Here is a 26,043-nt window from a genome sequence, read left to right on the forward strand (position 1 = left end):
GCCCACCGCTCACGCGCCCGCCGACTCCTCCTCGGGCGGGTCGTTCTCGACCGCGAAGCCCGGCAGCCACTCCTCGAGTTCCCGTCGCAGTCCGACCGTGGCACCCAGCTGGCACAGCACACCGATTGTGCTGAGGGTCACCCGATGGATGAGCAGATAGGCCGGCGGCAGATTGAGCCGCTTGCCCAGCTGGTAGGCGGGCGAGCGGGGGTCACCCACGCGGGCGGCCTGGCCGCGCATCCAGGAGCGGGTGAAGGTGAACGCCTCGACCCGGGCCGGCTCGATGATCGGCAGCAGGTAGTCCAGAACCGCGTCCGGGTCCAGCTCTATGGACTCCTTGACGAAACCCTCCGCGCAGAGCAGTTCGTAGACCTTCTCGGCGTCCCCGTCCAGGGTCAGCCGCAGCGAGACCCCGATCGTCCGGGGCAGGCCGCCCGGGAGCCGGTCGACCGTACCGAAGTCGAGCACACCCAGACGCCAGTCGTCCTCGCCCGCCGGACCGCCGGGCAGCAGCCGGAAATTGCCCGGATGGGGGTCGGCGTGCAGCAGACCGGTGCGGGCCGGCCCCGAGAACAGGAAGCGGGCGAGCAACTGGCCGGCCCGGTCGCGCTGCTCCTGGGTGCCATCGGCGATGATCTCCGACAAGGGGATGCCGTCGATCCACTCGGTCACCAGGACCTGCTCGCACTGGTGCACCACCGCCGGGACCACCACGTCCGGGTCGTCTTCGAACTCCGCCGCGTGCGCGCTCTGGGCCTGGGCCTCCAGCCCGTAGTCCAGCTCCTCGGAGACGCGGTCCCTCAGTTCCGCGATCAGCGGCTTGATGTCCATGCCCGGGATCAGCGGGCCCAGCAGCTTCGCGAAGCGGCTCAGCTGACCGAGGTCGGACAGCAGGGCCTCGCCGGCGCCCGGGTACTGCACCTTGACGGCCACCTCGCGGCCGTCCTGCCACACCGCCCGGTGCACCTGGCCGATCGAGGCCGCCGCCGCCGGCTTGTCCTCGAACTCCTCGAACAGATCGCGCCAGTCCGGTCCGAGCCGCTGCTCCAGCACCCCGTGCACCGTACGGGTCGGCATCGGGGGTGCCGCCTCCTGGAGCTTGGTCAGGGCGGCGCGGTAGGGGCCGGCGATCTCCTCGGGCAGCGCGGACTCGAAGACGGACAGGGCCTGCCCGAACTTCATCGCGCCGCCCTTGAGCTCCCCGAGGACCTTGAAGAGCTGCTCGGCCGTGCGCTGCTGCAGCTCGCGGCCGACGATCTCCGCGGACTCGCCCACGATGCGCTTGCCCAGCCCCCAGGTCGCTCGGCCGGCGAAGCCGAGCGGGAGCGCGGCGAGCTTGGCGGTACGGGTGACCGCCTTGCGGGGAAGATCAGACATGCGCCCTCCAAGTCCCAGTCGGCCGCGCCGCGCCTGTCTCGCGTCGTCGCCCGGTCGGCGGCCGTTGCACCGCCATTGTCGCGCGTGACCGCCCGCCGGTTGAGGAGTGCCTCCCTTTAGCTCTCTCCACCGCGCCGCATCCGCATGCCGGATGTGGCCGCACAGGTCGGGAATGCCAGTTCAGAGCGGGTGCGGCCACTTCCCACCGGACGCCGACGGCCGACGGCGACCCGCCGTCGAGGAAGGCCAGGGCGTGCGCCGCGGCCAGTCCGGCCACCGCCGTGGCCAGTGCCAGATCGCAGGCCCCGACCCGGCGGGCCCGGCCGGACCGCCACTGGGAGATCAACCGGGGCCAGACCGGGTCCCGGTCCGTGCGCTCCTGGTGCAGACAGCTCGCGCAGCCCGACTCGCCGGGTAGGACCAGCGGGCCGACGACGCCAGTGCCCTCCACGACCCCGGCGTACAGATGAGGGGTTCCGGAGGCCATGAGCGGCTCGGCGCCGAGCGGATCGGGCGCGTGCACGGCCACGTCGTCCCGGGGGGTGAGGACCACCAGGGACAGTCCGGGGTCCTCGGCGCCGGAGCCGGGGGTGTGCGGGCGGCGCGGCGCGCGGTCCGGTGCCGCGCGGCGGACGGCGGCTCGCGCCGCCGCGTCCCGGCGCTCCCCGAGCGACTCGGCGGCAAGCCCGCCGGGCGCCACGTCCCAGGGCTCCACCCGGCCCACGTCCCGTACGTCCACCTCGCCGACCCCGGCGCCCGACAGCACCGACGCCAGCACGGCGCCGACCCGCCCGGCGCCGCGCACCTGCACTCTCAGTGATCGGCGGGCGGCGAGCCGGGCGAGTGCGTCACCCGGAGCCGCGGTGGTCAGGGTCAGCGCCGCGAGGTCGGGGCGCATCCGCCGCAGGACGTCCTCCTTCTCGCGCAGGGTGTCCGCGGCCGGCCCGCCGCCGCGCGCGTCGTCCACGAGGCCCGCCCGGGCCAGTCCTTCCACCAGCGCGTCGACGTGCCCGTCCGGCAGGTCCATGCGACGGCCCTCCTCGCGCAGCAACGGCAGTCCGCGCGTGCCGTCGAGGAGTTCCAGGAAGCTGCCCGTCGCCGTGTCCATCGGGCCGAGCGTCAGCGCGTGCGCCGGCGTCATACCGAACTGCACGGTGTTGAGATCACGCCAGCCGCGCCGCAGCGCCGGTTTCACCATCGGATGCATGACTGTCCCCCGTATCCGTCCAAACGTCGCGGAACATCCTTCGGTCGGCGGAACCGGTCACGCTCCGCCCACACCGGACAGCATGCACGGCCCGTGCGCCGGCCGTCGAAGGTTGTCCACAGGCAGGGGATTTTCATCATATGAACCAACCGGCGTGAGGCCGGAAGAGGCCGGAAGCGGCCAGAAGGGGTCGGAAGAGGTCTAAGGGGGCCGCGTGGATCCGGGGTGAATGGGTGTAAAGAGGGTGATCGGATCGATCGTACAAATCAAACGCATGGTGGGGGATCCGCATCGAACGGACTCGGAGCCGGGACTTGCCCCGGCCCAGCGGGTAACGTCGGGGCGTGCCCGCCGACCCACTGCACCGCGCCGGAAAACCACAGCGCAGCACGACGAGCCAGCCGCCCGTCGGCTCAAGGGCGAGCGCGATCGAGGTCCGCAGGAGTGCCCGGCGTCGCCGGACCGTCTCCGCGTACCGCGAGGGCGATCGCACCGTCGTGCTGATCCCTGCCAGGATGTCCAAGGCGGAGGAACAGCGCTGGGTGACCGTCATGCTCGACAAACTCGCCGCCCAGGAGAGCAAGCGGCGGCTGGGCGACGCCCAGCTGGCCGAACGCGCCGAGCGGCTGTCGGCCCAGTACTTCGACGGCCGGGCCCGGGCCGCCTCCGTGCGCTGGGTCACCAACCAGAACACCCGCTGGGGCTCGTGCACGCCGGCCGAGCGCAGCATCCGCCTCTCGCACCGGTTGCAGGGCATGCCGGAGTACGTCGTCGACTACGTGCTCTGCCACGAACTGGCGCATCTGCTGGTCCCCGGTCACGGGCCCGACTTCTGGCGCTTGCTGGAGGCCTATCCGCGCACCGAGCGGGCCCGCGGCTACCTCGAAGGGGTGGTCGCCGCGGAACGGCTGCCGCACCTGCCCGACACCGGCGAGGACTGAGCGCTCCGGCCGGCGTGCCCCGCGCCCCGGGCCGCGACCGGCGCGTCCGGGTGAGCGGTCGGGCGCGGTTGTGTACCGGGTGTGTACCGACCAGGCCCGGCCGGGGTCGATGTCGGCCGTTGCCGTTAGCCTGGCGCGACGCACTCGCATTCGGGATGGGGGACGGTCGTAACGCATGGCCAGGGAATTCCAACGCGGCCACAAGGCCAGGATCAGTGACCTCACGGCGGGCACGGATCTGTACGTAGGCGTGCAGATCTCCGGCCCCGGGCTGACCTTCGACATCAGCTGCTTCGGTCTGGACGCGGACGAGCGCCTCTCGGACGACCGGTACTTCGTCTTCTTCAACCAGCCGAAGTCCCCCGAGGAGTCCATCCAGCTGCTGGGTGCCCAGTCGGGCGACACGGAGTCCTTCCGGGTCACGCTCGACCGGATCCCCTCGCGGATCCGCAGGCTGTCCTTCACGGCGACCATCGACGGCCCCGGGCAGATGTCGCAGGTCGCTCCCGGCTATCTGCGGGTCGTGGCCGGTGGCGAGGAGGTCGCGCGGTACTCCTTCAGCGGGTCCGAGTTCTCCACCGAGCGGGCGGTGATGCTCGGTGACTTCTACTTCAAGGACGGCTGGCGGTTCGCCGCCGTCGGACAGGGCTTCGACGGCGGCCTGGAAGCGCTGCTGAAGAACTTCGGCGGCGAGGTGCTGGAGGAGGAGGCGTCCGACGCCCCGCAGCAGCCCCAGTCGGGTGCCGCGCCCGGCTTCGCCCCGCCCGCCCAGACCGGCGCCCCGCCCGCGTTCGGCGCGCCGGCCGCCCCCCTCCCGGCTCCCGCACCGCAGCCCGTCCCGGCGCCGCCGCCCACCCCGCAGGGCTATACGCCGGCGCCCACCCCGCAGGGCTATACGCCGCCGCCCGGCACCACCCCGCCTCCGCCGCCCGCGCCCGTAGCGAACATGCACGGCGCGCCGACCGTCATCGCCCCCCTGACGCCGCCCGTCGGCGGCACCCTCCCGCCGCCACCCCCGGCGCCGTCGCCCTACGGCCAGCCGCCGCAGCAGTCGTACGGCGGTCAGCCGAGCGCGCCGATGCCCCCGGGCTACGGTCACCAGCCGCCCGGCCACGGCGGCCCGCCCACCGCGCCCATGCCCCCGGGCTACGGCCAGGTGCCCGGCCAGCAGGCCGCGCCCTACGGAGTGCCCCAGGGGGCGCCGCGGGGCGGTGCCGGAGTGACCGCGGCGCTCCAGGCGTTCAAGGAGACGCCGACCGGGCAGCGCTGGACGCAGCAGAACAGCAAGCTGGTCCGCGTCGACCTCGGCATCGGCGGCCAGCCCGTGCTGGCCCGGCAGGGCAGCATGGTGCTCTACCAGGGCAAGGTCGACTTCGGCTACAAGGGCGCCGGGTTCGCCGGGCGACTCGTCGGCAACGCCACCGGCCAGGAGATGCAGCTGATGCGCTGCACCGGCCAGGGCCAGGTGTTCCTCGCCGAGAACTCCACCCATCTGCATCCCGTGGAGCTGCAGGGCGACGCGATCTGCGTCTCCGCCGAGAACGTCCTCGCCTTCGACGAGAGCCTCCAGTACGAGGTCCGCCGCATCGAGGGCCACGGCATCCCCGGCGGCGCGCTGTTCACCATGCAGTTCCAGGGCACCGGCACGATCGTGGTCAAGACGCACGGCACGCCCGTCGTCCTGCCCGTGACCCCGACGACGTTCGCCGACTGCAACGCGGTCGTCGCCTGGTCGGCGGCCTCCCAGGTGATCGTCTCCAGCCAGGTCCGCATGCGCCGCAACGCCTACCCGGGCGACACCGGGGAGAGCGTCAACCTGCAGTTCCGGGGCGCACCCGGCAACTTCATCGTCGTCCAGCCGTACGAGGTCTGAGGGAGCCCGTCATGAACCAGCCGCTCGCGGGCCATGCCCCCGCACCCGTCACCGCCCGCATGGAGAACCACGGCAACCACATGCTGAAGGTCGCCCTGCAGACCGGAAGCGACCTCCTCGCACGCGTGGGGTCGATGGTCGCCTACGAGGGCTTCATCCAGTACGAGCCCAATCCGCCGGCCGTCCGCCAGATCGCCCGTGACTGGATCACCGGCGAGGGCGCGCCCCTGATGAAGTGCTCCGGCGACGGTCTGCTCTACCTCGCCGACTACGGCGCCGACGTCGTCGTGATCAATCTCGACGGCGACGGCATCTCGGTGAACGCCACCAACCTGCTCGCCTTCGACGCCCACCTCACCTGGGGCGTGGAGCGGGTCAAGGGGCTCGCGAAGTTCGCCGGGCAGGGCCTGTGGAACACGAAGATCTCCGGACAGGGCTGGGTCGCGCTCACCTCCCGGGGCAAGCCGATCGTCGTGGACTGCGGCGGCGGCGAGGACGAGACGTACGTCGACCCGGACGCGCTCGTCGCCTGGTCCCCGAACCTGAAGGTGAAGGGCAAGCGCAGCTTCAAGGCGCAGTCGCTGATCGGCCGGGGCAGCGGCGAGGCCTACCAGATGGCCTTCTCCGGCCAGGGCATCGTCGTCGTCCAGCCCAGTGAGGACAGCACCGACCGCCTCCGGTTCCGGGGCTGAGGGGGAACCAGAACACCATGCAGAGTTCGCTTTTCGCGCACAACGACCTGCAGTCCCAGGAGCGCTGGAGCCTGCAGAACAAGCAGATGCTCCGCGTCACCCTGGACGGCCACGAGGACCTCCTCGCCCGCAAGGGCACCATGGTCGCCTATCAGGGCCTGGTCGAGTTCGACGCCGAGTACCGCAGCAACAACCAGGCACGCGCGCGCGCGTACACCGGCGAGGGCCTGGACCTGATGCGCTGCCACGGGCAGGGCACGGTCTACCTCGCCAACCTCGCCCAGCACGTGCACGTCATGGACGTCGAGCAGGACGGGCTGACCGTCGACAGCGGCTACGTGCTCGCCATGGACTCCTCGCTGCACCACGAGGTCATCGCCGTCGACAGCCTCTACGGCATCTCCGGCTCCGGGAAGTACCAGCTGAACATCACCGGGCGCGGCAAGGTGGCCCTGATGACCTCGGGCGCGCCGCTGCTGATGCAGGTCACGCCCGACAAGTACGTCAACTGCGACGCGGACGCGATCGTCGCCTGGTCCACCGGGCTGCGGGTGCAGATGCAGGCGCAGACCCATTCCTCCGGAGTGTGGCGCAGGCGCGGCAACACCGGCGAGGGGTGGGAGCTGAGCTTCCTGGGCTCCGGGTTCGCGCTCGTCCAGCCCAGCGAGCTGTTGCCGCCGCAGAACGCGCACATCGGGCAGGGTGTGGCCGCCCAGTTCGGCATGGGACAGCAGGGCGCGCGCGGACAGAACCAGGGGAACGTCTGGAGCTGACCTGCCCGTAAACAGAGGCAGAGGCAGAGGCAGAGGTGTGAGGGGCGGCCGCGTGTGCGGTCGCCCCTCACCGTTTCAGAGCCGGTCCCGGGTCGCCTGTACCAGCCGTACGACCGAGTCGTCCGCCACGTCGGCCACCTCGTCGTAGGCGAACCAGCGCAGGTCCAGGGATTCGTCGCTGATCGCCTCGACGGCACCGGCCGGGGCGAGCGCCGCGTACTGGACGTCGAGGTGCCAGGCGCACGGCGTGTGGTGGCGGTCCAGGCGCACCGGGCCGCCGGGCAGCAGGGTCAGCCCCGCGATGCCCGACTCCTCGGTCGCCTCGCGCTGGGCCGCCTCCTCCAGGGTGCCGTCGGCCGGCTCGCAGTGGCCGCCCATCTGCAGCCACATCCGCAACTTCTTGTGCAGGGTCAGCAGCACCCGGCCGCGCTCCGGGTCGATCACCAGGGCGCTCGCCGTGATGTGGCCGTCCCGGCAGGCCTTCCACATGCCGTCCGGGTGCGTCTCCAGATGACCCAGATAGACCTGGCGCAGGTCTTCCTGGCCCTCGTACTCCTTCAGGACGAGGACCGCGTCGTCGTGCAGGCTCACTCGGTGTCGTCGCCCTCCGCGTCGCCGTCGTCCTTCTTGCGCAGGTCGGGTCGGCCCTCGGAAGCGGTGCCGGAGACGCCGCCGGACGCCGCGCCGTCCGCCGCCTCACCGAGCATCCTGTCCAGCTCGGAGAAGTCCATCTGCTCGCGGTGGACGAAGCCGTCCGGGTCGTCCAGATCGCCGGCGGTGGGCAGCATGTCCGGGTGGTGCCACAGGGCGTCCCGGCCGTCGACCCCGCGCGCGTCCGTGAGCGAGGCCCACAGACGGGAGGCGTCGCGCAGCCGGCGCGGGCGCAGCTCCAGGCCGATCAGCGTGGCGAAGGTCTGCTCCGCCGGTCCACCGGTCGCCCGGCGGCGGCGCAGGGTCTCGCGCAGGGCGTCGGCCGACGACAGACGCGGCTTCGCGGCCGCGTGCACCACCGCGTCCACCCAGCCCTCGACCAGGGCCAGAGCGGTCTCCAGACGGGCCAGCGCGGCCTTCTGCTCGGGCGTGTCCTCCGGCTGGAACATGCCCTGCTGAAGGGCGTCCTGCAACTGCTCGGGGTTCTGCGGGTCGAACTGGCCGACCACGTCCTCCAGCTTGGCGGTGTCGACCTTGATGCCGCGCGCGTAGCCCTCGACCGCGCCGAACAGGTGCGAGCGCAGCCACGGCACATGTGCGAACAGGCGCTGGTGCGCGGCCTCGCGCAGCGCCAGGTACAGCCGCACCTCCTCCTGCGGGACACCGAGGTCCTTGCCGAAGGCCTCGACGTTGGCCGGGAGCAGCGCGGCCCTGCCGGCCGGGCCGAGCGGCAGGCCGACGTCCGAGGAGCCGACGACCTCGCCCGCGAGCACGCCGACGGCCTGCCCGATCTGCGTGCCGAACATGGCACCGCCCATCGAACGCATCATGCCGATCAGCGGGCCCGCCATGGCCTGCATCTCCTCCGGCAGGACGTCGCCCATGGCCGCGCCGACCCGCTCGGCGACCGGGTCGACCAGCTCCTGCCAGGCGGGCAGCGTCGCCTCGACCCACTCCGCGCGGGACCAGGCCACCGCGGAGGAGGAACCCGAGGGCAGGGATGTCGCGTCGTCCAGCCACAGGTCGGCCAGGCGGACGGACTCCTCGACCGACCTGCGCTCGGCCGGCCCCACGCTGGCGTCCTTCGTGCCGTCCGGGGCGCCCTGGGCGACCGTCTGGCGGGCGATCTGCTTGGCCATGTCCCAGTTCACCGGGCCGCCCTCGTAGGAGAGCATCTGGCCCAGCTGCTGGAACGCGGCGCCCAGGTCGGTGGGGTTCAGGGAACCGAACATGGCTGCGAGCGGATTGTCGGCGCCGGGGCCGCCAAAGCCCCCGGCTCCGGGGAGTCCGCCGAAACCGAACGGGTTGGCCGGTCCCTGCCCACCGCCGCTCTCCTGGTCCTTCTTCTTGCCCTCGTCGCCGTCGTCCGGCTCCTCCGGCGGAAGGCCGAATCCGAATGGGGTGTCACTCACGGGATTCCTCGGCTGGTAAGGCCACCGGTTCTCTCCGGCGGCGCGGCTGCCCGACGTCACCACCCAGCGTAGACACCCGGACCCGATCGGGCCTCGGTGCTTCGCCCACGGAAGGCCTGCGGCAGGATGGATGCACCTGGTACGCGCGCGTCACACGCGCTCGTACTGAAGACAACCGCTGGAGACGCCCGGTGAGTTCCCCAGATCCTCAGGTTCGCGCAGCGCGAAACCTCTCAACCCCTCCCGCCGTGCGCGGGCCCGTCGTCGCGGTCACCGGCGCCGCCACCGGGGTCGGCGCCCTGCTCACCGAGCGGCTCGCCGCCTCCAAGGAGATCAAACAGGTCGTCGCCATCGACGAGCGGCGCGGGGAGTGCGCGGACGCCGAGTGGCACATCCTCGACGTCCGCGACCCGGCGATCGCGGAGAAGCTGCGCGGCGCGGACGTGGTCGTCCACCTCGCCCTCGACCTCGATCTGGAGACCGATCCGGCGGCCCGCACCGCTTACAACGTCCGGGGGACCCAGACCGTGCTGACGGCCGCGGCGGCGGCCGGTGTGCACCGGGTGGTGCTGTGCACCTCGACGATGGTCTACGGCGCGCTGCCGGACAACGAGCTGCCCCTCTCGGAGGACGCCGAGCTGCGCGCGACGGCCGAGGCCACGGGCGTGGGGGACCTGCTGGAGATCGAGCGGCTGGCGCGGCGGGCTCCGCGGGCCCATCCCGGCCTGAACGTCACCGTCGTACGGCCGGCCGTCCTGGTCGGGGGCACGGACACCGCGCTGACGCGGTACTTCGAGTCGCCCCGGCTGCTGGTGGTGGCCGGGTCGCGGCCCGCCTGGCAGTTCTGCCACGTCGACGATCTCTGCGGGGCGCTGGAGTACGCCGTGCAGGAGAAGGTCGACGGGGAGCTGGCCGTCGGCTGCGACGGATGGCTGGAGCAGGAGGAGGTCGAGGAGCTGAGCGGGATCCGGCGGATGGAACTGCCCTCCGCGGTCGCGCTCGGCGCGGCGGCCCGGCTGCACCGGATCGGGCTCACCCCGTCCCCGGCGGGTGACCTGGCCTACACGATGTACCCCTGGGTGGTCAGCGGCAGCCGGCTGCACGAGGCGGGGTGGCGGCCGCGGTGGACCAACGAGGAAGTGCTCGCCGAGCTGCTGGAGGAGGTCGCCGGACGGCACACCGTCGCCGGACGGCGGCTGGGCCGCAAGGACGCGACCGCCGCGGGGGCGGCGGGGGCCACGGTGGCCCTGCTGGGCGCCGCCGCCGTGGTCCGCCGGGCCCGCAAGGCGCGCCGGCGCGTGTGAATCGTGGCTCCGCGCCCGCGCCCTGTCGTGCGCCCGCGCCCTGTCGTGCGCCCGCGCCCTGTCGCGCGTCGGCGCGTGTGAGCCGGAGTCGCCGCGCACTCCCGCGCCGGGGTCTGTCGGCCGGATCGCACGCCCCCAGTTCTTTGCCGGGGCCCCTGTCGGCCGGAACGCGCGCGCAGTTCCTTGCCGGGACCTGTCGGCCGGGATTCGCGCTCGCAGTTCTTCGCCGACGCGTGTGGGGCGGGGTTTGGCCCGCGCTTGCCGCGTCGGGCGTGTGAGTCGGGGTTTCGCCGCTGCCCGCCTCGCACCGACGCGCGCGGGCCGGGGTCCCGCTCGTGCTCCCCTCCTGTAGGAGGCTCCAAACGCCCCCGCGCGCGTGCCTGGTGAAAGTCGTATTCCGGGTTGTCGCAGGCGTGCGGCACCATGGGGGTCATGGCACAGGCGAACGAGCACCCGGGTGAGCACGCGGCTCAGGATCCCCTCAAGCTGATCGGGATCCGGGAGACCCCGCTGTCGGTGGACGAGGTGTTCCGGGCCGTCGGGGAGGCGGCGGCGGGAGGGATCGCGCTGTTCGTGGGGACCGTGCGGAACCACGACGGGGGCGCCGGCGTGGACGCGCTCGGCTACTCCTGCCACCCCAGCGCGGAGGAGGAGATACGGCGGGTCGCCGAGAAGGTCGTCGCGGACTATCCGGTGCGCGCGCTGGCCGCCGTCCACCGGGTGGGGGATCTGCGGGTCGGGGAGATCGCCGTGGTCGTCGCCGTCGCCTGCCCGCACCGGGCGGAAGCCTTCGAGGCCTGCCGCAGGCTGATCGACGACCTCAAGCACGAGGTGCCCATCTGGAAGCACCAGACCTTCTCCGACGGCACCGAGGAGTGGGTCGGCGCCTGCTGAGCCCGGCCGTCGGCCCGGCGTGCGGGTCACGTCCGGGGAACAGTCCGTTCGGGTTGCGTAACCGGCACCCTGGCGTGAGCGTTGTCATGGCGAATGGTTAATCTGCTGATCAGTCAGTTCGCGGACGCTCATGGGGTTGGGAGGTCGGCATGGCGGCGCTTGCCTGGTTGCTGATTCCGCTGGTGGCGGCGATAGCGGCCGGACTGTGGGGCACATGGGCCAACCGGACCCGCAAGGTCCGCAGTGACGGCCCGGAGCTGGACGGGTACGCCCGTTTCCGCGCGGCCATGGAGAAGACCGACTCCGGCGCGCGCGGTGCGTGACGCGGGTGCCCTGACAGTGCGCTGACAGAGCCGTCCCGTACTGTCGTGCCATGCCACGCCGCACCGCGACGATGCTCGCCTCCACCCTGATGCTGATCGCGCTCCTGTGCGCGGGAGTGCTCATCCCCGTGCCGTACTCGGAGATGTCCCCGGGCCCGACCGTGAACACCCTGGCGGAGCACGACGGCGAGCCGGTGCTGCAGATCTCCGGCCACAAGACCTACCCGGCCGACGGTCACCTGAACATGACCACCGTGCGTGTGACCAGCGCGGACTTCCGGATGAACCTGGTCGAGGCCGTCTACGGCTGGCTGGCGCACGACAGCAAGATCGTGCCGCACGACACGCTGTACCCGGACGGCAAGACCGAGCAGCAGTCCACCCAGGAGAATGCCGAGGAGTTCAGCCAGTCCCAGGAGAGCGCCAAGGTCTCCGCCCTGAGGGAGCTGGGCGTCCCGGTCAAGTCCTGGGTGATCGTCTCCACCGTCGTCAAGAACTCCCCGGCCGAGGGCCGACTGCACGCCGGTGACGTGATCAAGGCCGTGGACGGTACGGCGGTAAAGCAACCCACCGACGTGGCCAAGCTGGTCACCCGGCGCAAGCCCGGTCAGGACGTCGTCTTCACCGTGGTCCCCGCCAAGGAGCAGGCCGCCGCCGAGAAGGCGAACAAGGCGGCGACCAAGACCCGGGACGTCCGGATCAGGACCGCGACCTCGGACGACAGCGGCGCCAAGCGGGCCATCGTCGGGATCTCCGCGGGGACCGACCACACCTTCCCGTTCACCATCGACATCAAGCTCGCCGATGTCGGCGGCCCCAGCGCCGGTCTGATGTTCGCCCTCGGCATCTACGACAAGCTCACCCCGGGCGACCTCACCGGCGGCAAGTTCGTCGCGGGTACCGGGACCATCGACGACAACGGCACCGTCGGTCCGATCGGCGGCATCGAGATGAAGACCGTCGGCGCGCGCGACAAGGGCGCCCAGTACTTCCTGACGCCGGCCGAGAACTGCGCGGCGGCGGCCAAGGACACTCCGAGCGGGCTCACCCTGGTCAAGGTCAAGACGATCAAGGACGCGCTCGGCGCTCTGAAGGACATCCGCGGCGGGAACACCGCGGCACTGCCCAAGTGCACCACCAAGGGCTGAGAACACCACCCACGCGCCCGCGCGCAGCCTCGGCGGCCGGAGAAGCTGCCCGAAAAGCGACCGGAGAAGCGACCGGAGAAGCGGTCGGAGAAGCTGCCGGAGAAGCGGCCGAGAGCGGCCGGTGACACGGCTGGGGGCGCCCCGCTGAGCCGGGGCGCCCCCATCGCCGTACCCGCCGGGACTCAGTCCGCGAACGTCGCGACCAGGGCCTCCGCGAGGCCCGGTACCAGGGCCGGGCCGGTCAGGACCTCCGTCGCGGAGTCCTTCTCGCGCAGCCGCAGCGCCGACTCGCGGGTGCCGTCGCGCAGCACCGCGACCGTCATACGGACCTCCTGGCGCTCGGGGTGCTCGGCCACCCACTTGGCCAGCTTCGCCTCGCTCAGACCCTGCGGGACCTGTGCCTCGGCCGACGGCGGCAGCATCAGGCGCTCCACCGTGAGCGCGCAGCCGGCCACCGCGTCGGGCCAGGCGATGGTGCCGAGGAACTCGTCCAGTGGTTTGCCGGCCGGGATCTCGTCCTGCTCGATCGGGGTGAGACCGGTGGTCTCCGGCGCGTCCTGGAGGCCCAGCTGGGCCGCGAGCGCGGGTTCCTGGACCCGCAGCCGTGCGGTGTCGACGAGGGCGAAGAGGCGAGCGGGCTGGTCCCAGCCGAGGCCGGAGGCGTACTCGTCGATCTCGAGTACGGCCCGGGTGAGGGGGTTCGCTGCCATGGGAGTGTTGGACATGGTCACAATCCTGCCTCGTTCCCGGCCGATATCGGGAACCGAGTAAACCGTGAGTAAGTTGCATAGGTGTGGGCCCGCGATCACGGGGGGCCACGGAGGGCCCGCGAACACGAGGGCCTGACGGATCGACAGCGAACTTCGAGGGGCGCACCTTGGCTTTCCAGATGCCGGACCGCGGCGGAGGCCCGACGGGGCCGCGGATGAGGGCGGGCCGTCCGTCCCGGCGTGTCCGGGCCCTGCTCATGACACTGGGCGTGCTGGCCGTCCTCGGCATGGCGTTCACCATGTTCGCGGGCTTCTGGACGGACTGGCTGTGGTACCGCTCGGTGCACTACTCGTCCGTCTTCACCACCACCCTGTGGACGAAGATCGGGCTGTTCCTGGTCTTCGGTCTGCTGATGGCGGTGGCGGTCGGCGTCAACATCTGGCTCGCCCACCGGCTGCGGCCGCCGCTGAGCGCCATGTCCATGGAGCAGCAGAGCCTGGACCGCTACCGGATGGGCATCGCGCCGTACAAGAAGTGGCTGCTGCTCGCCGTCACCGCCCTCGTCGGCCTCATCGCCGGCGCGTCGGCGGCCGGCCAGTGGCGGACCTGGCTGATGTGGGTCAACGGCGTGCCCTTCCACCAGAAGGACCCGCAGTTCCACCTCGACGTGGCCTTCTACGCCTTCGACCTGCCCTGGTACCGCTTCCTGCTGGGCTTCGGCTTCGCCGCGGCCATCCTCGGCCTGATCGCCGCCGCGCTCACCCACTACCTGTACGGCGGGCTGCGGGTCACCAGCCCCGGCGCGCGCGCCACCGCCGCCGCGACCGGGCATCTGTCGGTGCTCCTCGGCATCTTCGTGGCGCTGAAGGCGGTCGCCTATTGGCTCGACCGGTACGGCCTGGCCGTGAAGTCCAGCGACTTCAAGGCGACCGACAACTGGACGGGCCTGCGTTACGTCGACGCCAACGCCTATCTGCCGGCCAAGACGATCCTGTTCTGCATCGCGGTCATCTGCGCCCTGCTGTTCTTCGCCACGCTGTGGCGGCGCACCTGGCAGCTGCCGGTCATCGGCTTCGGCCTGATGGTCCTCTCGGCGATCCTGATCGGCGGCCTCTACCCGGCGATCGTGCAGAAGTTCCAGGTCCAGCCGAACGAGCAGGCCAAGGAAGCCCCGTACGTCCAGAAGAACCTCACGGCGACCCGCGAGGCGTACGGCATCGACGACACCAAGGTCACCGAGTATCCGGGCAAGTCCACCACCACGGACAAGACCAGGCTCCGCGACGACGTGAACGACGCCGCCAGCCTGCGCATCATGGACCCGAACATCGTCTCGCCGACGTTCCAGCAGCTTCAGCAGATGAAGAACTACTACGGGTTCCCGACCAACCTCGACGTGGACCGTTACCCGACCAAGGACGGCAAGGACCAGGACACCGTCCTCGGGCTGCGCGAGCTGAACCTGGACGGCATCCCGAAGAACAACTGGATCAACGACCACTTCCGCTACACCCACGGCTACGGCGTCGTCGCCGCCAAGGGCACCGAGGCGAGCGGCAACGGCGAGCCGGTGTTCACCGAGTACGACCTGCCCTCGCGCGGCGACCTCGGCACGTACCAGCAGCGGATCTACTACGGCGAGAAGACCACCACCTACTCCATCGTCGGCGGTCCCCAGAAGGAGATCGACTACTCCGACGACAACGGTGAGAAGACCACCAGCTACGGCGGCAGGAGCGGGGTCAACCTCGACAACCCGGTCAACCGGGCCGCGTACGCGGTGGCGTTCAACGAGCCGCAGATCCTCTACTCGGGCGCGATCGGCAAGAACTCGCGGATCCTGTACAACCGCACCCCCAAGGAGCGGGTCGAGGCCGTCGCCCCCTGGCTGACCATCGACGGCGACGCCTACCCGGCGATCGTGAACCACCGCATCCAGTGGATCGTCGACGCGTACACGACCACCAACGGCTACCCGTACGCCTCCCGTACGACCCTCGGCGACACGACGGCCGACTCGCTGACCGCGACGAACAACTCGCGCGCGGTGGTGGCCCAGCAGAATCAGGTCAACTACATCCGCAACTCGGTGAAGGCGACCGTCGACGCGTACACCGGTGACGTCAAGCTGTACCAGTGGGACACCAAGGACCCGGTGCTGAAGACCTGGATGAAGGCCTTCCCGGGCACGGTGAAGCCGCGCGGCGACATCTCCCCGGACCTGATGGGCCATCTCCGGTACCCGCAGGACCTGTTCAAGGTCCAGCGCGAGCTGCTCACCCGCTACCACGTGACGGACGCGCAGACGTTCCTCACCGGCAGCGAGGTGTGGCAGGTGCCGGACGACCCGACGAACAAGTCGGGCGACGCGGTGCCGCCGTACTACCTGAGCATGAAGATGCCCGACCAGGCCAAGCAGGCCTTCTCGCTGTCGACGACGTTCACGCCCAACGGCCGCTACAACCTCAGCGCGTTCATGTCGGTGGACGCCGTGGCCGGCAGCGGCGACTACGGCAAGATCAGGATCCTGAAACTGCCGACCAGCACGACCGTCGACGGTCCCAGACAGGTACAGAGCCAGTTCAACTCCGAACAGGACATCGCCGCGGCGATCAAACTCCTCAAGGGCGGTGACTCGGAAGTCGAGTACGGCAACCTGCTGACCGTGCCACTGGACGGGGGACTGCTCTACGCGGAGCCGGTCTACGTACGCGGCGGCGGACTCAAGTACCCGTTGCTGCGCAAGGTATTGGTCACCTACGAGGGCAAGACCGCGTTCGAGAACACGCTCGACGAGGCGCTCGACAAGGTCTTCGGCGCGAAGGGCTCGACCGCCACACCGCCGGACACCGGGACCACCAAGCCGCCGCAGTCCGGCAACCCGACGGTCCGGCAGGCCCTGGACGACGCCCAGAAGGCCTTCGACGCCGGGCAGGAGGCGCTGAAGGGGCCGGACGGGCCGGACTGGGGCGCGTACGCCAAGGCGCAGCAGGACCTGCGGAACGCGCTCAAGCGGGCCGAGGACGCGCAGACCCAGGCCGGCAACGGCAAGAACGCCGACCATGGTGCCGCCGGGAACGGCGACAAGAACAGGAGTTGATCAAGCCGCCCCCGCGCCGTGGTACGGTTATGAGGCAACGGCGCGGGGTGGAGCAGCTCGGTAGCTCGCTGGGCTCATAACCCAGAGGTCGCAGGTTCAAATCCTGTCCCCGCTACTGCGATCGAAGGCCCGGATCCTACAAGGATCCGGGCCTTCGTGGTGTGCGAACTCATGTCCGGAGGGGAGGGATCGCCGCGCCGCCGTGGGGAGTTGGGGGGAACTGTGTTTGACTTGTCTCTCTGTGGGCATGTCGACAAAACGCTCAAGTGACCTCATGGGCTGCGGTATACCGGGTATACCCAGGTTGCAGGTGGTGCGACGATGGACGTTATGGGGGACAAGGCAACTCTGTACGGGACAGGGCGATTTGTGCGGTCTTCCGGCGAGGAGGCGTCCCGCGACGAACGGGATGACATGGGGGAAGCCGCCGAGGAGCTGCGTCTGCGGCTCGCCGCCGAGAGCGGTGACACCGAGGCCATGAGCGTCCTCGGATCCATGCTGCTGCGCCGTGGTGACCTCGACGGAGCCGAGCCCCATCTGCGTGCCGCCACGGCGAGCGGCGACCGGGCCGCCGCGAACAACCTCGGCGTCCTGCTGCACCAGCGCGGCTATGCCGACGAGGCCGCCGGCTGGTGGCGGATCGCCGCCGTCGCGGGGTCCGCCGCCGCCGCGCACGCGCTGGGCCGCCACCACCGCGAGCGCGGGGACGAGCCGGCCGCTGAGTACTGGCTGCGCCAGTCCGCCGAGCAGGGCCACGCCCTCGGCGCCTACGCGCTCGCCGACCTGCTGGAGCACCGGGGGGACGTCACCGCCGGGCACTGGATGCGGGCCGCGGCCGAGCGGGGGCACCGGGAGGCCGCCTACCGGCTGGCGCGCGCGGTCGACCGCAGGACCGGACACGAGGACGAGCCCGGTACCGACAACGCTGTCGAAGAGGCCGAACAGTGGTACCGGCAGGCGGCTGCCCGCGGCCATCGCAGGGCCGCGCTGCACCTCGGGGCGATCCTGGAGAAGCGCGGGGACCTGAAGGAGGCCGGACGCTGGTACCTGACCTCCGCCAAGGACGGCGAGGCGCGCGCCGCGTGCGCCCTCGGCTTCCTGCTGCGGGACGCGGGGGATTCCGACAGCGCGGCCGTGTGGTGGCTGCGCGCCGCCCAGGACGGTGACGGCAACGCGGCCAACGCGCTCGGCGCGCTGCATGCCGAGCGCGGGGAGACGCAGACCGCCGAGCGCTGGTACCGGGCCGCGCTGGACGCCGGCGACGACAACGGCGCCTACAACCTCGGGCTGCTCTGTGCCGAGCAGGGGCGTACCGCACAGGCCGAGCAGTGGTACCGGCGGGCCGCGTACGCCGGGCACCGGGAGGCGGCCAACGCGCTGGCGATCCTGCTGCTCCAGGGCGGCGACACGACCGGGGCCGAGCCCTGGTTCTCCAAGGCCGCCGAGGCCGGCAGCGTGGACGCCGCGTTCAACCTGGGCATCCTGTACGCCGGCCGCGGCGCCGAGGACATGGCGCTGCGGTGGTACGAGCGGGCGGCGGCCGCCGGGCACACCGAGGCGGCCCTGCAGGTGGGTATCGCCCGGCTGCGCGAGGGCGACGAGCGGGAGGCCGAGCGGCACCTGCGCTGCGCGGCGGGCGGCGGCAGCCCGGAGGCCGCATACCGGCTGGCCACCCTGCTCGACGCCCGGCGGCCGCCGGAGCCCGCGCACGAGCTGGGCGAGGTCGTCCACGAGAAGACCGAGTGCGAGGAGTGGTACGAGCGGGCCGCTTCCCAGGGACACCGGCGCGCGCAGGTGCGGGTGGGCATGCTGGCCGCAGCCCGGGGCGATGTGGTGGAGGCCGCCCGCTGGTACCGGGCGGCCGCGGAGGCCGGATCCCGCAACGGCGCCTTCAACCTCGGGCTGCTGCTGGCGCGTGAGGGAAGCGAGCCGGAGGCCGCCGTGTGGTGGACCAGGGCCGCCGATGCCGGGCACGGGCGGGCGGCGCTGCGGCTCGCCCTGGTCTACGCGCGTCGCGGCGAGCTGGCGGAGGGCCAGAAGTGGGCGCACAGGGCGGTCGCCCTCGGTCCGGCGGAGGTGGCCGAACGGGCGGGCAAGCTGCGGGACGCACTCCGCGAGGAACTGTCGGCGTGAGCCGTGAGGCGAAGCGATTTGCTTCTCGGCGCCTGCCTCGCGTAATGTCGTGTTCACCGACGCGGGGTGGAGCAGCTCGGTAGCTCGCTGGGCTCATAACCCAGAGGTCGCAGGTTCAAATCCTGTCCCCGCTACTGAAGGCCGAGGGCCGGAATCCAGAAATGGGTTCCGGCCCTCGGTTTTTGTGCGCAGAGGCCAAACGAGGAGCCCCGGAGCCGACAGGCGGCTTCGGGGCTCTTTCTCGTTCTCGTCGGCGAGAGGTCTTGACCTCAGGCGCTCGCGCAGTTCGGGCACAGCCCGCGGTACGTCACCTCGACGTCCGACACCGTGAAGCCGAAGCGCTCGGTGTCGGGGAGGTCGGCGAGCGGGTTGCCCGTGGGGTGGACGTCGCGGATCGAGCCGCACCGGGCGCAGACCAGGTGGTGGTGCGGCCGGTGCGCGTTCGGGTCGTACCGCTTGGCCCGGCGGTCCGTGCTGACTTCCAGCACCTCTCCGAGGGACACGAGCTCGCCCAGGGTGTTGTAGACGGTCGCCCGGGAGATCTCCGGCAGCTTCGCGACGGCCCGGGCGTGGACCTCGTCGGCCGTCAGATGCACGTGCTCGCCGTCCAGGACCTCGGCCACCACGCGCCGCTGCGAGGTCATCCGCCATCCGCGTCCACGCAGCCGTTCCAGAAGGTCACTCATACCACCAGCCTAGCAGCAGACGTGACCAGGTCGGGAATGGGTGTGAGATTAGATCGATATGCGCCTTAGACAAAGTCCATTGTAGGATCGAGTTCGGCTTTGGCCGCGCGACAGGAGTAGCAGGGATGACGCAGGAGGCGTACGTGACGCAGGGACCGCTCACCACGGAGGCCGGGGCCCCGGTCGCCGACAACCAGAACAGCGAGACCGCGGGCGTCGGCGGCCCCGTCCTCGTCCAGGACCAGCTGCTGCTGGAGAAGCTGGCCCACTTCAACCGCGAGCGGATCCCCGAGCGCGTGGTGCACGCCCGCGGCGCCGGCGCCTACGGCACCTTCACGGTGACCGCCGACGTCACGCCGTACACGCGTGCCGCGTTCCTGTCCGGGGTCGGCAAGGAGACCGAGGTCTTCCTGCGCTTCTCGACTGTGGCCGGCAACCTCGGCGCGGCGGACGCCGTCCGCGACCCGCGGGGCTTCGCGGTGAAGTTCTACACCGAGGAGGGCAACTACGACCTCGTCGGCAACAACACCCCGGTGTTCTTCATCCGGGACGCGATCAAGTTCCCGGACTTCATCCACACCCAGAAGCGCGACCCGTACACCGGCAGCCAGGAGGCGGAGAACGTCTGGGACTTCTGGGGTCTGAGCCCGGAGAGCACCCACCAGGTGACCTGGCTCTTCGGCGACCGCGGCATCCCGGCGTCCTACCGCCACATGGACGGCTTCGGCTCGCACACCTTCCAGTGGAACAACGCGGCCGGCGAGGTCTTCTGGGTCAAGTACCACTTCAAGACCGACCAGGGGATCAGGAACCTCACCGCCCGGCAGGCGGAGCTCCTCGCGGGCCAGGACCCCGACTCCCACCAGCGCGACCTGCGCGAGGCGATCGAGCGCGGCGAGTTCCCGAGCTGGACCGTGGGCGTGCAGATCATGCCGGCGGCCGACGCGGCGGCGTACCGCTTCAACCCGTTCGACCTGACCAAGGTGTGGTCGCACGCGGACTACCCGGTCGTCGAGATCGGCAGGCTGGAGCTGAACCGCAACCCGCGCAACGTCTTCGCCGAGGTCGAGCAGTCGATCTTCAGCCCCTCCCACTTCGTGCCGGGCATCGGTCCGTCGCCCGACAAGATGCTCCAGGGCCGGCTCTTCGCCTACGGCGACGCGCACCGCTACCGCGTCGGCATCAACGCCGACCACCTGCCGGTCAACCGGCCGCACGCCACCGAGTCGCGCACGAACGCGCGGGACGGGCAGCTCTACGACGGCCGCCACGGTGCCGCGAAGAACTACGAGCCGAACAGCTTCGGCGGCCCGCGGCAGACCGGCCGCCCGCTGTGGCAGCCGTTCGACGGCTTCACGGCCGCCACCGGCACCCACCCGACGCCGCGGCACGCCGAGGACGACGACTTCGTGCAGGCGGGCGACCTCTACCGGCTGATGTCGCCCGAGGAGCGGGAGCGGCTGATCGCCAACCTCGCGGGCGCGATCTCGCGGGTCTCGCGTCACGACATCGCCGAGCGCGCGATCGGCAACTTCCGCAACGCCGACGCCGACTTCGGCAAGCGCCTGGAGGTCGCGGTGCGGGAGCTGCGCGGCTGAGCCGGCCGCACTCGCGGCCGGGCGGGCCGGATCCCCAGGTGCTCGGGGGTCCGGCCCGCTCCGCGTCTCAGGGCACCGGCACGGGCGCGTGCTCGGGTGCCGGGAGCCAGCAGCGGATGATGTCGCGGACCGAGACGATCCCGGCCACCTCGCCCTCGTCGAGCACCACCAGGTGCCGGAAGCCGCCGTGGGACATGGCGCGGGCGGCCTCCTGCAGGCTCCAGGAGGGGGAGGCGAAGACGACCTCGGTGGTGGTGTGGGCGTGGGTGGGTTCGGTGTCGGGGTTCTGGCCGAGGCCGACGGAGTCGAGGATGTCGCGTTCGGTGAGGATGCCGATGCCGATGCCGTCCGGGTCCAGGACGACGGCGGCGCCGACGCGGCGTGCCGACATCAGGGCGGCTGCCTGGCGGAGGGTGTGGGCGGGGCCGACGGTGAGGATCACCGTGCTCATGGCGTCACGGACGAACATGGTGGGGCCACCTCCTGGGGGGTCTGTGAAGCTGTGCGGCCCGGCGCCGGAGGCACCTGTCCATGGCTCTTCACAAGTTCACAAGTGGGGGTGCACCCAGAATGGCAGGCAAAGGAAGAGTCAACAAGGGGGCGCGTGCGGCCCGTTGAGGGCGTGCGGAAGATCGGGAACGATGTCGACCGCGCGGGCCGTGCGACCGAGATGATCTTTCGATCGTCGCGATCACGTTCGACGGGGAACATGCCGGCCGGTGCCGGGAAGGCCCCCGGACCCGCTCACCCGCGTCCGCTCACTCGCGTCCGCCGAGATATCCCAGCAACTCGTCGTGCAGCAGGCCGTTGGACGCGGCCGCGTTGCCGCTGTGGGGGCCCGGGCGGCCGTCGAGGCCGGTGAAGGTGCCGCCCGCCTCGGTGACCACGATCGCGGTGGCCGCCATGTCCCACAGGGACAGCTCCGGCTCGGCGCAGAAGTCGACGGAACCCTCGGCGACCATCATGTACGGCCAGAAGTCGCCGTACGCGCGCGTGCGCCACACATGGCGGGACAAGTCGAGGAAGCCGTCGAGGCGGCCCTGCTCCTCCCAGCCGGTGAGCGAGGAGTACGCGAAGGAGGCGTCCGTGAGCCTGCCCACCCGGGAGACGTGGATGCGGCCGGCGGAGGTCAGGCTGCGGCCCGAGAAGGCGCCGTTGCCCTTCGCGGCCCACCAGCGGCGGCCGAGGGCGGGAGCGGACACGACGCCGACGACGGGCTGATAGCCGCCCTCGCCCGCCTCCATCAGCGAGATGAGCGTGGCCCAGACCGGCACACCGCGTACGTAGTTCTTGGTGCCGTCGATGGGGTCGATCACCCAGCGGCGGGGGCCGGTGCCCTCCACGCCGTACTCCTCGCCGAGGATCGCGTCCCGTGGACGGGCCCGCTGGAGGTGACCGCGGATCAGCTCTTCCGCCGCCTTGTCGGCCTCGCTCACCGGGGTCATGTCCGGCTTCGTCTCCACCTTCAGGTCGAGAGCCTTGAAGCGGTCCATGGTCGTGGCGTCGGCGGCGTCCGCGAGGACGTGGGCGAGGCGCAGGTCGTCGAGGTAGTCCGGCATGTGATGAACGGTATCGGTCGCCGCGGCCGCGGAGCCACAGGGGCGCCTCCCCGCGCGCGCCGGGCCCCGTGCCCTCGACGGCCGAAGTGCGCCGCCCCCGCGCCGCGAACCCTTGACAGTGCATACGGGCGAGTCAAATCTGGGCGCAGAGCCGCTCCGCCTCAGGGAGGCGACGATGCCCGCTGCCCGTGCATCACTTCTGGACGCCGCCGCCACGGCCCTCGCGCGCCGGCCGTGGTCGGCGGTGCGGATGGTCGACGTGGCCGCGGCGGCCGGGGTGTCCCGGCAGACGCTGTACAACGAGTTCGGCAGCAAGGACGGGCTGGCCCGGGCCCTGGTCCGGCGGGAGGCCGACGGCTACCTCGCCGGGGTGGAGCGGGCGCTCGGCAGCTCCGGCGAGCCGGGGGAGCGGCTCACCGCGACCGCCGAGTGGACGGCCGCCGCGGCCCGGGACAACGCGGTGGTCCGGGCCCTGCTCACCGGCTGCTGGAGCGAGCGGCTGCCGGTACCGGCACTCACCGGCGCCCCGTCCCCCTCCTCGGTGCCCGCCCAGCGTCGCGCCGACGAGCCGCTGCCGACGCCCGGCGACTTCCTCCGGGAGGTGCGGGACCGCGCGGTGAGCGCGCTCACCGCGCCCGCCCCGACCGCCGTCCTCCCCTCGGCCACGACCGCCCGCACGGCTGCCACCGCCCCCGGGCATACGACCGCCCGCGCGCCCACGGCCCGAGCCGATCGGTCCACGACCACGTCCGCGGCCGAGCTGACCCGCTCGTGCGAACTGGTCGTCCGCCTCGCCCTGTCCTGTGTCGCCGCGCCACCAGGGAAGGGCGGCATGGCGGAGCTGGTGCGGGCGGTGCTGCCGCGACGGACGGGATAGCCGTCGGCGAGAGGGTTCAGTGCGCGGATCCCGACAACTGCAGGCCGATCACCCCGACGATGACCAGGCTGATGGAGACGATCTTCAGGACGGACACCAGGTCGTCGAGGAAGATCATGCCGTAGATCGCGGTGCCGGCCGCGCCGATCCCGGTCCACACGGCGTAGGCGGGGCCGACGTCGAGCTTGCGCAGCGACAGGGTCAGCAGACCGAAGCTGCCGAGCGCGAACGAGGCGAACGCGATCGTCGGCCACAGCCGGGTGAACCCGTGCGAGAGCTTCAGACACACGGCGAAACCGGTCTCCAGGATCCCGGCCACTATCACCAGCAGCCACGCCATGCGCTGTCCTCCCGTTGGTCCGGATCTCCGGCTGGGTGCGATTATGCACTTACCGGCCTCCGGCCCCGGCAAACAACGCGGCGCTCAGTCGCCCTCGGTGCGCTCCCGGGTGGCCAGCAGCCGGCGCAGGGAGTACAGCCTGGCCGGGTCTGCGTGGCCCTCGGCGACCCAGGCGTCCAGCGCGCAGTCCGGCTCGTCGTGGCTGCACGCGCGCGGACAGCCCTCCGTACCCGGCACCAGGTCGGGGAAGGCATGGATCACACGGGACGGATCGACGTGCGCGAGCCCGAAGGAGCGCACGCCGGGAGTGTCGACGACCCAGCCGCCGCGGGCGCTCGCCAGCGGCAGGGCGAGGGCCGAGGTGGTGGTGTGGCGACCCCGGCCGGTCACCGCGTTCACATGCCCCGTCGTACGCCGGCGGTCCTTTGGCACCAGCGCGTTGACCAGGGTCGTCTTGCCCACGCCCGAGTGGCCCACGAAGGCGGTGATCCTGCCGTCCAGCTGGGCGCGCACCCGGTCCGCCGCGTCGCCGCTCTCCAGCTCCTCGCGGCTGGTGACGACGTACGGGATGTCGAGGGCGCCGTACAGCTCCAGCAGCTTGTCCGGCGACGCCAGGTCCGACTTGGTCATCACCAGCAGCGGTTCGAGCCCACCGTCGTAGGCCGCGACCAGACAGCGGTCGATCAGCCGGGGACGCGGCTCGGGGTCGGCCAGGGCGGTGACGATCGCCAGCTGGTCGGCGTTGGCGACGACCACCCGCTCGTAGGGATCGTCGTCGTCGGCCGTGCGCCGCAGGACCGAGCCGCGCTCCTCGATGCGCACGATCCGCGCGAGCGTGTCCTTCCTTCCGGACAGGTCGCCCACCAGCGCCACCCGGTCGCCGACGACGGCCGCCTTGCGGCCCAGCTCACGGGCCTTCATGGCCATCACGACCCGGTCCTCGACCAGGCAGGTCAGCCGCCCCCGGTCGACGGTGAGGACCATGGCCTCGGCCGCGTCCTCGTGCTTGGGCCGGGTGTGGGTGCGCGGCCGGTTGCCCTTGCGGTTGGGGCGGCTGCGGATGTCGTCCTCGTCGGTGTGCTTGCCGTAGCGGCGCATGGCGATACGTCCCTACTGCCCGAGCATCCCGGTCCACAACTCGGGGAAGTCCGGAAGGGTCTTCGCCGTCGTCGCCACGTTCTCGATCCGCACGCCCTCGACCGCCAGGCCGATGATCGCGCCGGCGGTCGCCATGCGGTGGTCCTCGTAGGTGTGGAAGGTGCCGCCGTGCAGCGGGCGCGGGCGGATGTGCAGGCCGTCGGCGGTCTCGGTCACGTCACCGCCCAGCTCGTTGATCTCCTTGGTGAGCGCGGCCAGCCGGTCCGTCTCGTGCAGCCGCAGATGGGCCACGCCCCGCAGGGTCGAGGGGGAGTCGGCCAGCGCGGCGACCGCCGCGACGCCCGGGGTCAGCTCGCCCACGTCGCCGAGGTCGACGTCGATGCCGTGGATCGCGCCCGAGCCGGTGAACACCAGCCCGTACTCGGTCAGTTCGCAGGAACCGCCCATCTCCGTGAAGATCTCCCGCAGCCGGTCGCCCGGCTGGGTGGTCCGGGCCGGCCAGTCCGGGATCAGCACCTTGCCGGCCGTGACCAGGGCCGCCGCCAGGAACGGCTGGGCGTTCGACAGGTCCGGCTCGACCGTCAGATCCCGGCCGAGCAGCGCGCCCGGCGTCACCCGCCACACGTTCGGCTCGCCGCCCGACTCCGGGGTGTCCACCTGGGCGCCGACCGCGCGCAGCATGTCCACCGTCATCCGGATGTGCGGCAGGGAGGGCAGGGTCGCGCCGGTGTGCCGGACCTCGACGCCCTGGTTGAAGCGCGGACCCGACAGCAGCAGCGCCGAGACGAACTGGGAGGACGAGGAGGCGTCGACGGAGACCGGGCCGCCGTCCAGGGCCCCGCCGCCGTGCACGGTCAGCGGCAGCGCGCCCCGGCCGTCGTCGTCGATCCGGGCGCCGAGCACGCGCAGCGCGTCGATCACGCCGTTCAGGGGGCGCTCGTAGGACCGGGGGTCCCCGTCGAAGCGGATCGGGCCGTCGGCGAGCGCGGCCACCGGGGGCAGGAACCGCATCACCGTGCCGGCGTTGCCGACGTCGACCGTGGCCGGGCCGCGCAGCCCGGTGGGCAGCACCCGCCAGGCCTCGCCGGTGCCGTCGGGGCCGACGCCCTCCTCGATCTCCACGCCCATGGCCCTGAGCGCGCCGGCCATGAGCAGGGTGTCGCGGGAGCGCAGCGGGCGGCGCAGCCAGCCGGGCTCCGAGGCCAGGGCGGCGAGTACGAGGGCGCGGTTGGTCACCGACTTGGACCCCGGCACGTGGACCGTCGCGTCGACGGCTCCGCTCGCGTGCGGGGCGGGCCAGAGGGCGGGTGGGGCGGTGTTCGGGGCCATGGGCCCACTGTATAAGG

The 26,043-nt window shown here is 71.7% G+C and carries 23 protein-coding genes and 2 tRNA genes; 14 read left to right on the forward strand and 11 right to left on the reverse strand.

Going from position 1 to position 26,043, the window contains the following annotated elements; all coding sequences use genetic code 11:
* Positions 1-9: 9 nt before the first annotated feature.
* Together ACIBA9_RS11190 and ACIBA9_RS11195 are read right to left on the reverse strand one after the other, a co-directional pair.
* A complete protein-coding gene (locus ACIBA9_RS11190) occupies positions 10-1,377 on the reverse strand; it encodes an ABC1 kinase family protein (protein WP_399361793.1) in 1,368 nt (455 codons plus the stop codon).
* On the reverse strand, positions 1,370-2,584 hold the full coding sequence (locus tag ACIBA9_RS11195) for a TOMM precursor leader peptide-binding protein (RefSeq protein WP_399361795.1): 1,215 nt from the start codon (positions 2,582-2,584) through the stop codon (positions 1,370-1,372). The genes ACIBA9_RS11190 and ACIBA9_RS11195 overlap by 8 nt, the downstream gene beginning before the upstream one ends.
* A 344-nt stretch (positions 2,585-2,928) precedes the next feature.
* Between ACIBA9_RS11195 and ACIBA9_RS11200 the strand changes: the two genes are divergently transcribed.
* The 4 genes from ACIBA9_RS11200 (at position 2,929) to ACIBA9_RS11215 (ending at position 6,863) form a co-directional block, all read left to right on the forward strand.
* Positions 2,929-3,525: a M48 family metallopeptidase gene (locus ACIBA9_RS11200; RefSeq protein WP_399361797.1), complete on the forward strand. Its 597-nt coding sequence runs from the start codon at positions 2,929-2,931 to the stop codon at positions 3,523-3,525.
* Between the two features lie 175 nt (positions 3,526-3,700).
* On the forward strand, positions 3,701-5,398 hold the full coding sequence (locus ACIBA9_RS11205; RefSeq protein ID WP_399361799.1) for a TerD family protein: 1,698 nt from the start codon (positions 3,701-3,703) through the stop codon (positions 5,396-5,398).
* A gap of 11 nt (positions 5,399-5,409) precedes the next feature.
* On the forward strand, positions 5,410-6,090 hold the full coding sequence (locus ACIBA9_RS11210) for an AIM24 family protein (protein WP_362160318.1): 681 nt from the start codon (positions 5,410-5,412) through the stop codon (positions 6,088-6,090).
* 17 nt (positions 6,091-6,107) lie between these two features.
* Positions 6,108-6,863, forward strand: a complete 756-nt coding sequence (locus ACIBA9_RS11215) for an AIM24 family protein (RefSeq protein WP_399361801.1) — start codon at positions 6,108-6,110, stop codon at positions 6,861-6,863.
* Between the two features lie 75 nt (positions 6,864-6,938).
* Here ACIBA9_RS11215 and ACIBA9_RS11220 read toward each other — a convergent pair whose 3' ends face one another.
* A complete protein-coding gene (locus tag ACIBA9_RS11220; RefSeq protein WP_399361803.1) occupies positions 6,939-7,454 on the reverse strand; it encodes an NUDIX hydrolase in 516 nt (171 codons plus the stop codon).
* A complete protein-coding gene (locus ACIBA9_RS11225) occupies positions 7,451-8,926 on the reverse strand; it encodes a zinc-dependent metalloprotease (RefSeq protein ID WP_399361805.1) in 1,476 nt (491 codons plus the stop codon). Before ACIBA9_RS11225 ends, ACIBA9_RS11220 begins: the two co-directional genes overlap by 4 nt.
* A 191-nt stretch (positions 8,927-9,117) precedes the next feature.
* Between ACIBA9_RS11225 and ACIBA9_RS11230 the strand changes: the two genes are divergently transcribed.
* The 4 genes from ACIBA9_RS11230 to ACIBA9_RS11245 all read left to right on the forward strand — a co-directional run bounded on the left by ACIBA9_RS11230 (position 9,118) and on the right by ACIBA9_RS11245 (position 12,595).
* The gene (locus ACIBA9_RS11230) at positions 9,118-10,230 is read left to right on the forward strand and encodes an SDR family oxidoreductase (RefSeq protein ID WP_399361807.1); all 1,113 of its coding nucleotides are present in this window, start codon (positions 9,118-9,120) and stop codon (positions 10,228-10,230) included.
* Positions 10,231-10,662: 432 nt separating this feature from the next.
* Positions 10,663-11,124, forward strand: a complete 462-nt coding sequence (locus tag ACIBA9_RS11235; protein ID WP_399361809.1) for a molybdenum cofactor biosynthesis protein MoaE — start codon at positions 10,663-10,665, stop codon at positions 11,122-11,124.
* Between the two features lie 149 nt (positions 11,125-11,273).
* Positions 11,274-11,447, forward strand: a complete 174-nt coding sequence (locus ACIBA9_RS11240) for a hypothetical protein (protein ID WP_362160334.1) — start codon at positions 11,274-11,276, stop codon at positions 11,445-11,447.
* A 50-nt stretch (positions 11,448-11,497) separates the two neighbouring features.
* Positions 11,498-12,595, forward strand: a complete 1,098-nt coding sequence (locus ACIBA9_RS11245) for a PDZ domain-containing protein (RefSeq protein ID WP_399361811.1) — start codon at positions 11,498-11,500, stop codon at positions 12,593-12,595.
* A 182-nt stretch (positions 12,596-12,777) separates the two neighbouring features.
* On the opposite strand, the gene ACIBA9_RS11250 is transcribed toward ACIBA9_RS11245, so the two are convergent.
* Positions 12,778-13,320 (reverse strand): PPA1309 family protein, encoded by a 543-nt coding sequence (locus ACIBA9_RS11250; RefSeq protein ID WP_399361813.1) that lies wholly within the window; start codon positions 13,318-13,320, stop codon positions 12,778-12,780.
* 164 nt (positions 13,321-13,484) lie between these two features.
* Here ACIBA9_RS11250 and ACIBA9_RS11255 point away from each other — a divergent pair, with 164 nt between their 5' ends.
* The 4 genes from ACIBA9_RS11255 (at position 13,485) to ACIBA9_RS11270 (ending at position 18,673) form a co-directional block, all read left to right on the forward strand.
* Entirely contained in the window at positions 13,485-16,406 is a 2,922-nt protein-coding gene (locus ACIBA9_RS11255; RefSeq protein ID WP_399362110.1) for a UPF0182 family protein, read from the forward strand.
* Positions 16,407-16,447: 41 nt separating this feature from the next.
* A tRNA-Met gene (locus tag ACIBA9_RS11260) sits at positions 16,448-16,521 on the forward strand.
* 206 nt (positions 16,522-16,727) lie between these two features.
* The gene (locus tag ACIBA9_RS11265; protein WP_399361815.1) at positions 16,728-18,539 is read left to right on the forward strand and encodes a tetratricopeptide repeat protein; all 1,812 of its coding nucleotides are present in this window, start codon (positions 16,728-16,730) and stop codon (positions 18,537-18,539) included.
* A gap of 60 nt (positions 18,540-18,599) precedes the next feature.
* Positions 18,600-18,673 (forward strand) — tRNA-Met (locus ACIBA9_RS11270).
* Between the two features lie 135 nt (positions 18,674-18,808).
* Here the strand turns inward: ACIBA9_RS11270 and ACIBA9_RS11275 are convergent.
* The gene (locus ACIBA9_RS11275; protein WP_362160343.1) at positions 18,809-19,225 is read right to left on the reverse strand and encodes a Fur family transcriptional regulator; all 417 of its coding nucleotides are present in this window, start codon (positions 19,223-19,225) and stop codon (positions 18,809-18,811) included.
* 143 nt (positions 19,226-19,368) lie between these two features.
* Between ACIBA9_RS11275 and ACIBA9_RS11280 the strand changes: the two genes are divergently transcribed.
* Positions 19,369-20,823, forward strand: a complete 1,455-nt coding sequence (locus ACIBA9_RS11280) for a catalase (RefSeq protein WP_399362112.1) — start codon at positions 19,369-19,371, stop codon at positions 20,821-20,823.
* Between the two features lie 67 nt (positions 20,824-20,890).
* On the opposite strand, the gene ACIBA9_RS11285 is transcribed toward ACIBA9_RS11280, so the two are convergent.
* Together ACIBA9_RS11285 and hisN are read right to left on the reverse strand one after the other, a co-directional pair.
* Positions 20,891-21,292 carry a CBS domain-containing protein gene (locus tag ACIBA9_RS11285; protein WP_362160346.1) on the reverse strand — a complete coding sequence of 134 codons (402 nt, stop codon included), beginning with the start codon at positions 21,290-21,292 and terminating at the stop codon, positions 20,891-20,893.
* 289 nt (positions 21,293-21,581) lie between these two features.
* Complete coding sequence (gene hisN / locus ACIBA9_RS11290; RefSeq protein ID WP_399361817.1) at positions 21,582-22,382, reverse strand: histidinol-phosphatase; 801 nt, start codon at positions 22,380-22,382, stop codon at positions 21,582-21,584.
* Between the two features lie 175 nt (positions 22,383-22,557).
* On the opposite strand from hisN, the gene ACIBA9_RS11295 reads away from it, so the two are divergent.
* On the forward strand, positions 22,558-23,259 hold the full coding sequence (locus ACIBA9_RS11295; RefSeq protein WP_399361819.1) for a TetR/AcrR family transcriptional regulator: 702 nt from the start codon (positions 22,558-22,560) through the stop codon (positions 23,257-23,259).
* Positions 23,260-23,275: 16 nt separating this feature from the next.
* Here the strand turns inward: ACIBA9_RS11295 and ACIBA9_RS11300 are convergent, their stop codons facing one another.
* The 3 genes from ACIBA9_RS11300 to aroA all read right to left on the reverse strand — a co-directional run bounded on the left by ACIBA9_RS11300 (position 23,276) and on the right by aroA (position 26,026).
* Positions 23,276-23,599: a DMT family transporter gene (locus ACIBA9_RS11300; protein WP_399361821.1), complete on the reverse strand. Its 324-nt coding sequence runs from the start codon at positions 23,597-23,599 to the stop codon at positions 23,276-23,278.
* A gap of 84 nt (positions 23,600-23,683) precedes the next feature.
* On the reverse strand, positions 23,684-24,697 hold the full coding sequence (gene rsgA, locus ACIBA9_RS11305) for a ribosome small subunit-dependent GTPase A (protein ID WP_399361823.1): 1,014 nt from the start codon (positions 24,695-24,697) through the stop codon (positions 23,684-23,686).
* Positions 24,698-24,709: 12 nt separating this feature from the next.
* Positions 24,710-26,026 (reverse strand): 3-phosphoshikimate 1-carboxyvinyltransferase, encoded by a 1,317-nt coding sequence (gene aroA / locus ACIBA9_RS11310; protein WP_399361825.1) that lies wholly within the window; start codon positions 26,024-26,026, stop codon positions 24,710-24,712.
* Positions 26,027-26,043 lie beyond the last annotated feature (17 nt).

It is taken from the genome of Streptomyces sp. NPDC051452 (assembly GCF_044454765.1).
In the GTDB taxonomy this organism is placed as follows: Bacteria; Actinomycetota; Actinomycetes; order Streptomycetales; family Streptomycetaceae; genus Streptomyces.

Excerpts from the sequence above, each read along its gene's own strand:
- ACIBA9_RS11190 (WP_399361793.1), bottom strand. The coding sequence starts at position 1,377 with ATGTCTGATCTTCCCCGCAAGGCGGTCACCCGTACCGCCAAGCTCGCC.
- ACIBA9_RS11195 (WP_399361795.1), bottom strand. The coding sequence starts at position 2,584 with ATGCATCCGATGGTGAAACCGGCGCTGCGGCGCGGCTGGCGTGATCTC.
- ACIBA9_RS11205 (WP_399361799.1), top strand. The coding sequence starts at position 3,701 with ATGGCCAGGGAATTCCAACGCGGCCACAAGGCCAGGATCAGTGACCTC.
- ACIBA9_RS11210 (WP_362160318.1), top strand. The coding sequence starts at position 5,410 with ATGAACCAGCCGCTCGCGGGCCATGCCCCCGCACCCGTCACCGCCCGC.
- ACIBA9_RS11215 (WP_399361801.1), top strand. The coding sequence starts at position 6,108 with ATGCAGAGTTCGCTTTTCGCGCACAACGACCTGCAGTCCCAGGAGCGC.
- ACIBA9_RS11235 (WP_399361809.1), top strand. The coding sequence starts at position 10,663 with ATGGCACAGGCGAACGAGCACCCGGGTGAGCACGCGGCTCAGGATCCC.
- ACIBA9_RS11240 (WP_362160334.1), top strand. The coding sequence starts at position 11,274 with ATGGCGGCGCTTGCCTGGTTGCTGATTCCGCTGGTGGCGGCGATAGCG.
- ACIBA9_RS11245 (WP_399361811.1), top strand. The coding sequence starts at position 11,498 with ATGCCACGCCGCACCGCGACGATGCTCGCCTCCACCCTGATGCTGATC.
- ACIBA9_RS11250 (WP_399361813.1), bottom strand. The coding sequence starts at position 13,320 with ATGTCCAACACTCCCATGGCAGCGAACCCCCTCACCCGGGCCGTACTC.
- ACIBA9_RS11255 (WP_399362110.1), top strand. The coding sequence starts at position 13,485 with ATGCCGGACCGCGGCGGAGGCCCGACGGGGCCGCGGATGAGGGCGGGC.
- ACIBA9_RS11265 (WP_399361815.1), top strand. The coding sequence starts at position 16,728 with ATGGACGTTATGGGGGACAAGGCAACTCTGTACGGGACAGGGCGATTT.
- ACIBA9_RS11275 (WP_362160343.1), bottom strand. The coding sequence starts at position 19,225 with ATGAGTGACCTTCTGGAACGGCTGCGTGGACGCGGATGGCGGATGACC.
- ACIBA9_RS11285 (WP_362160346.1), bottom strand. The coding sequence starts at position 21,292 with ATGTTCGTCCGTGACGCCATGAGCACGGTGATCCTCACCGTCGGCCCC.
- hisN (WP_399361817.1), bottom strand. The coding sequence starts at position 22,382 with ATGCCGGACTACCTCGACGACCTGCGCCTCGCCCACGTCCTCGCGGAC.
- ACIBA9_RS11295 (WP_399361819.1), top strand. The coding sequence starts at position 22,558 with ATGCCCGCTGCCCGTGCATCACTTCTGGACGCCGCCGCCACGGCCCTC.
- ACIBA9_RS11300 (WP_399361821.1), bottom strand. The coding sequence starts at position 23,599 with ATGGCGTGGCTGCTGGTGATAGTGGCCGGGATCCTGGAGACCGGTTTC.
- rsgA (WP_399361823.1), bottom strand. The coding sequence starts at position 24,697 with ATGCGCCGCTACGGCAAGCACACCGACGAGGACGACATCCGCAGCCGC.
- aroA (WP_399361825.1), bottom strand. The coding sequence starts at position 26,026 with ATGGCCCCGAACACCGCCCCACCCGCCCTCTGGCCCGCCCCGCACGCG.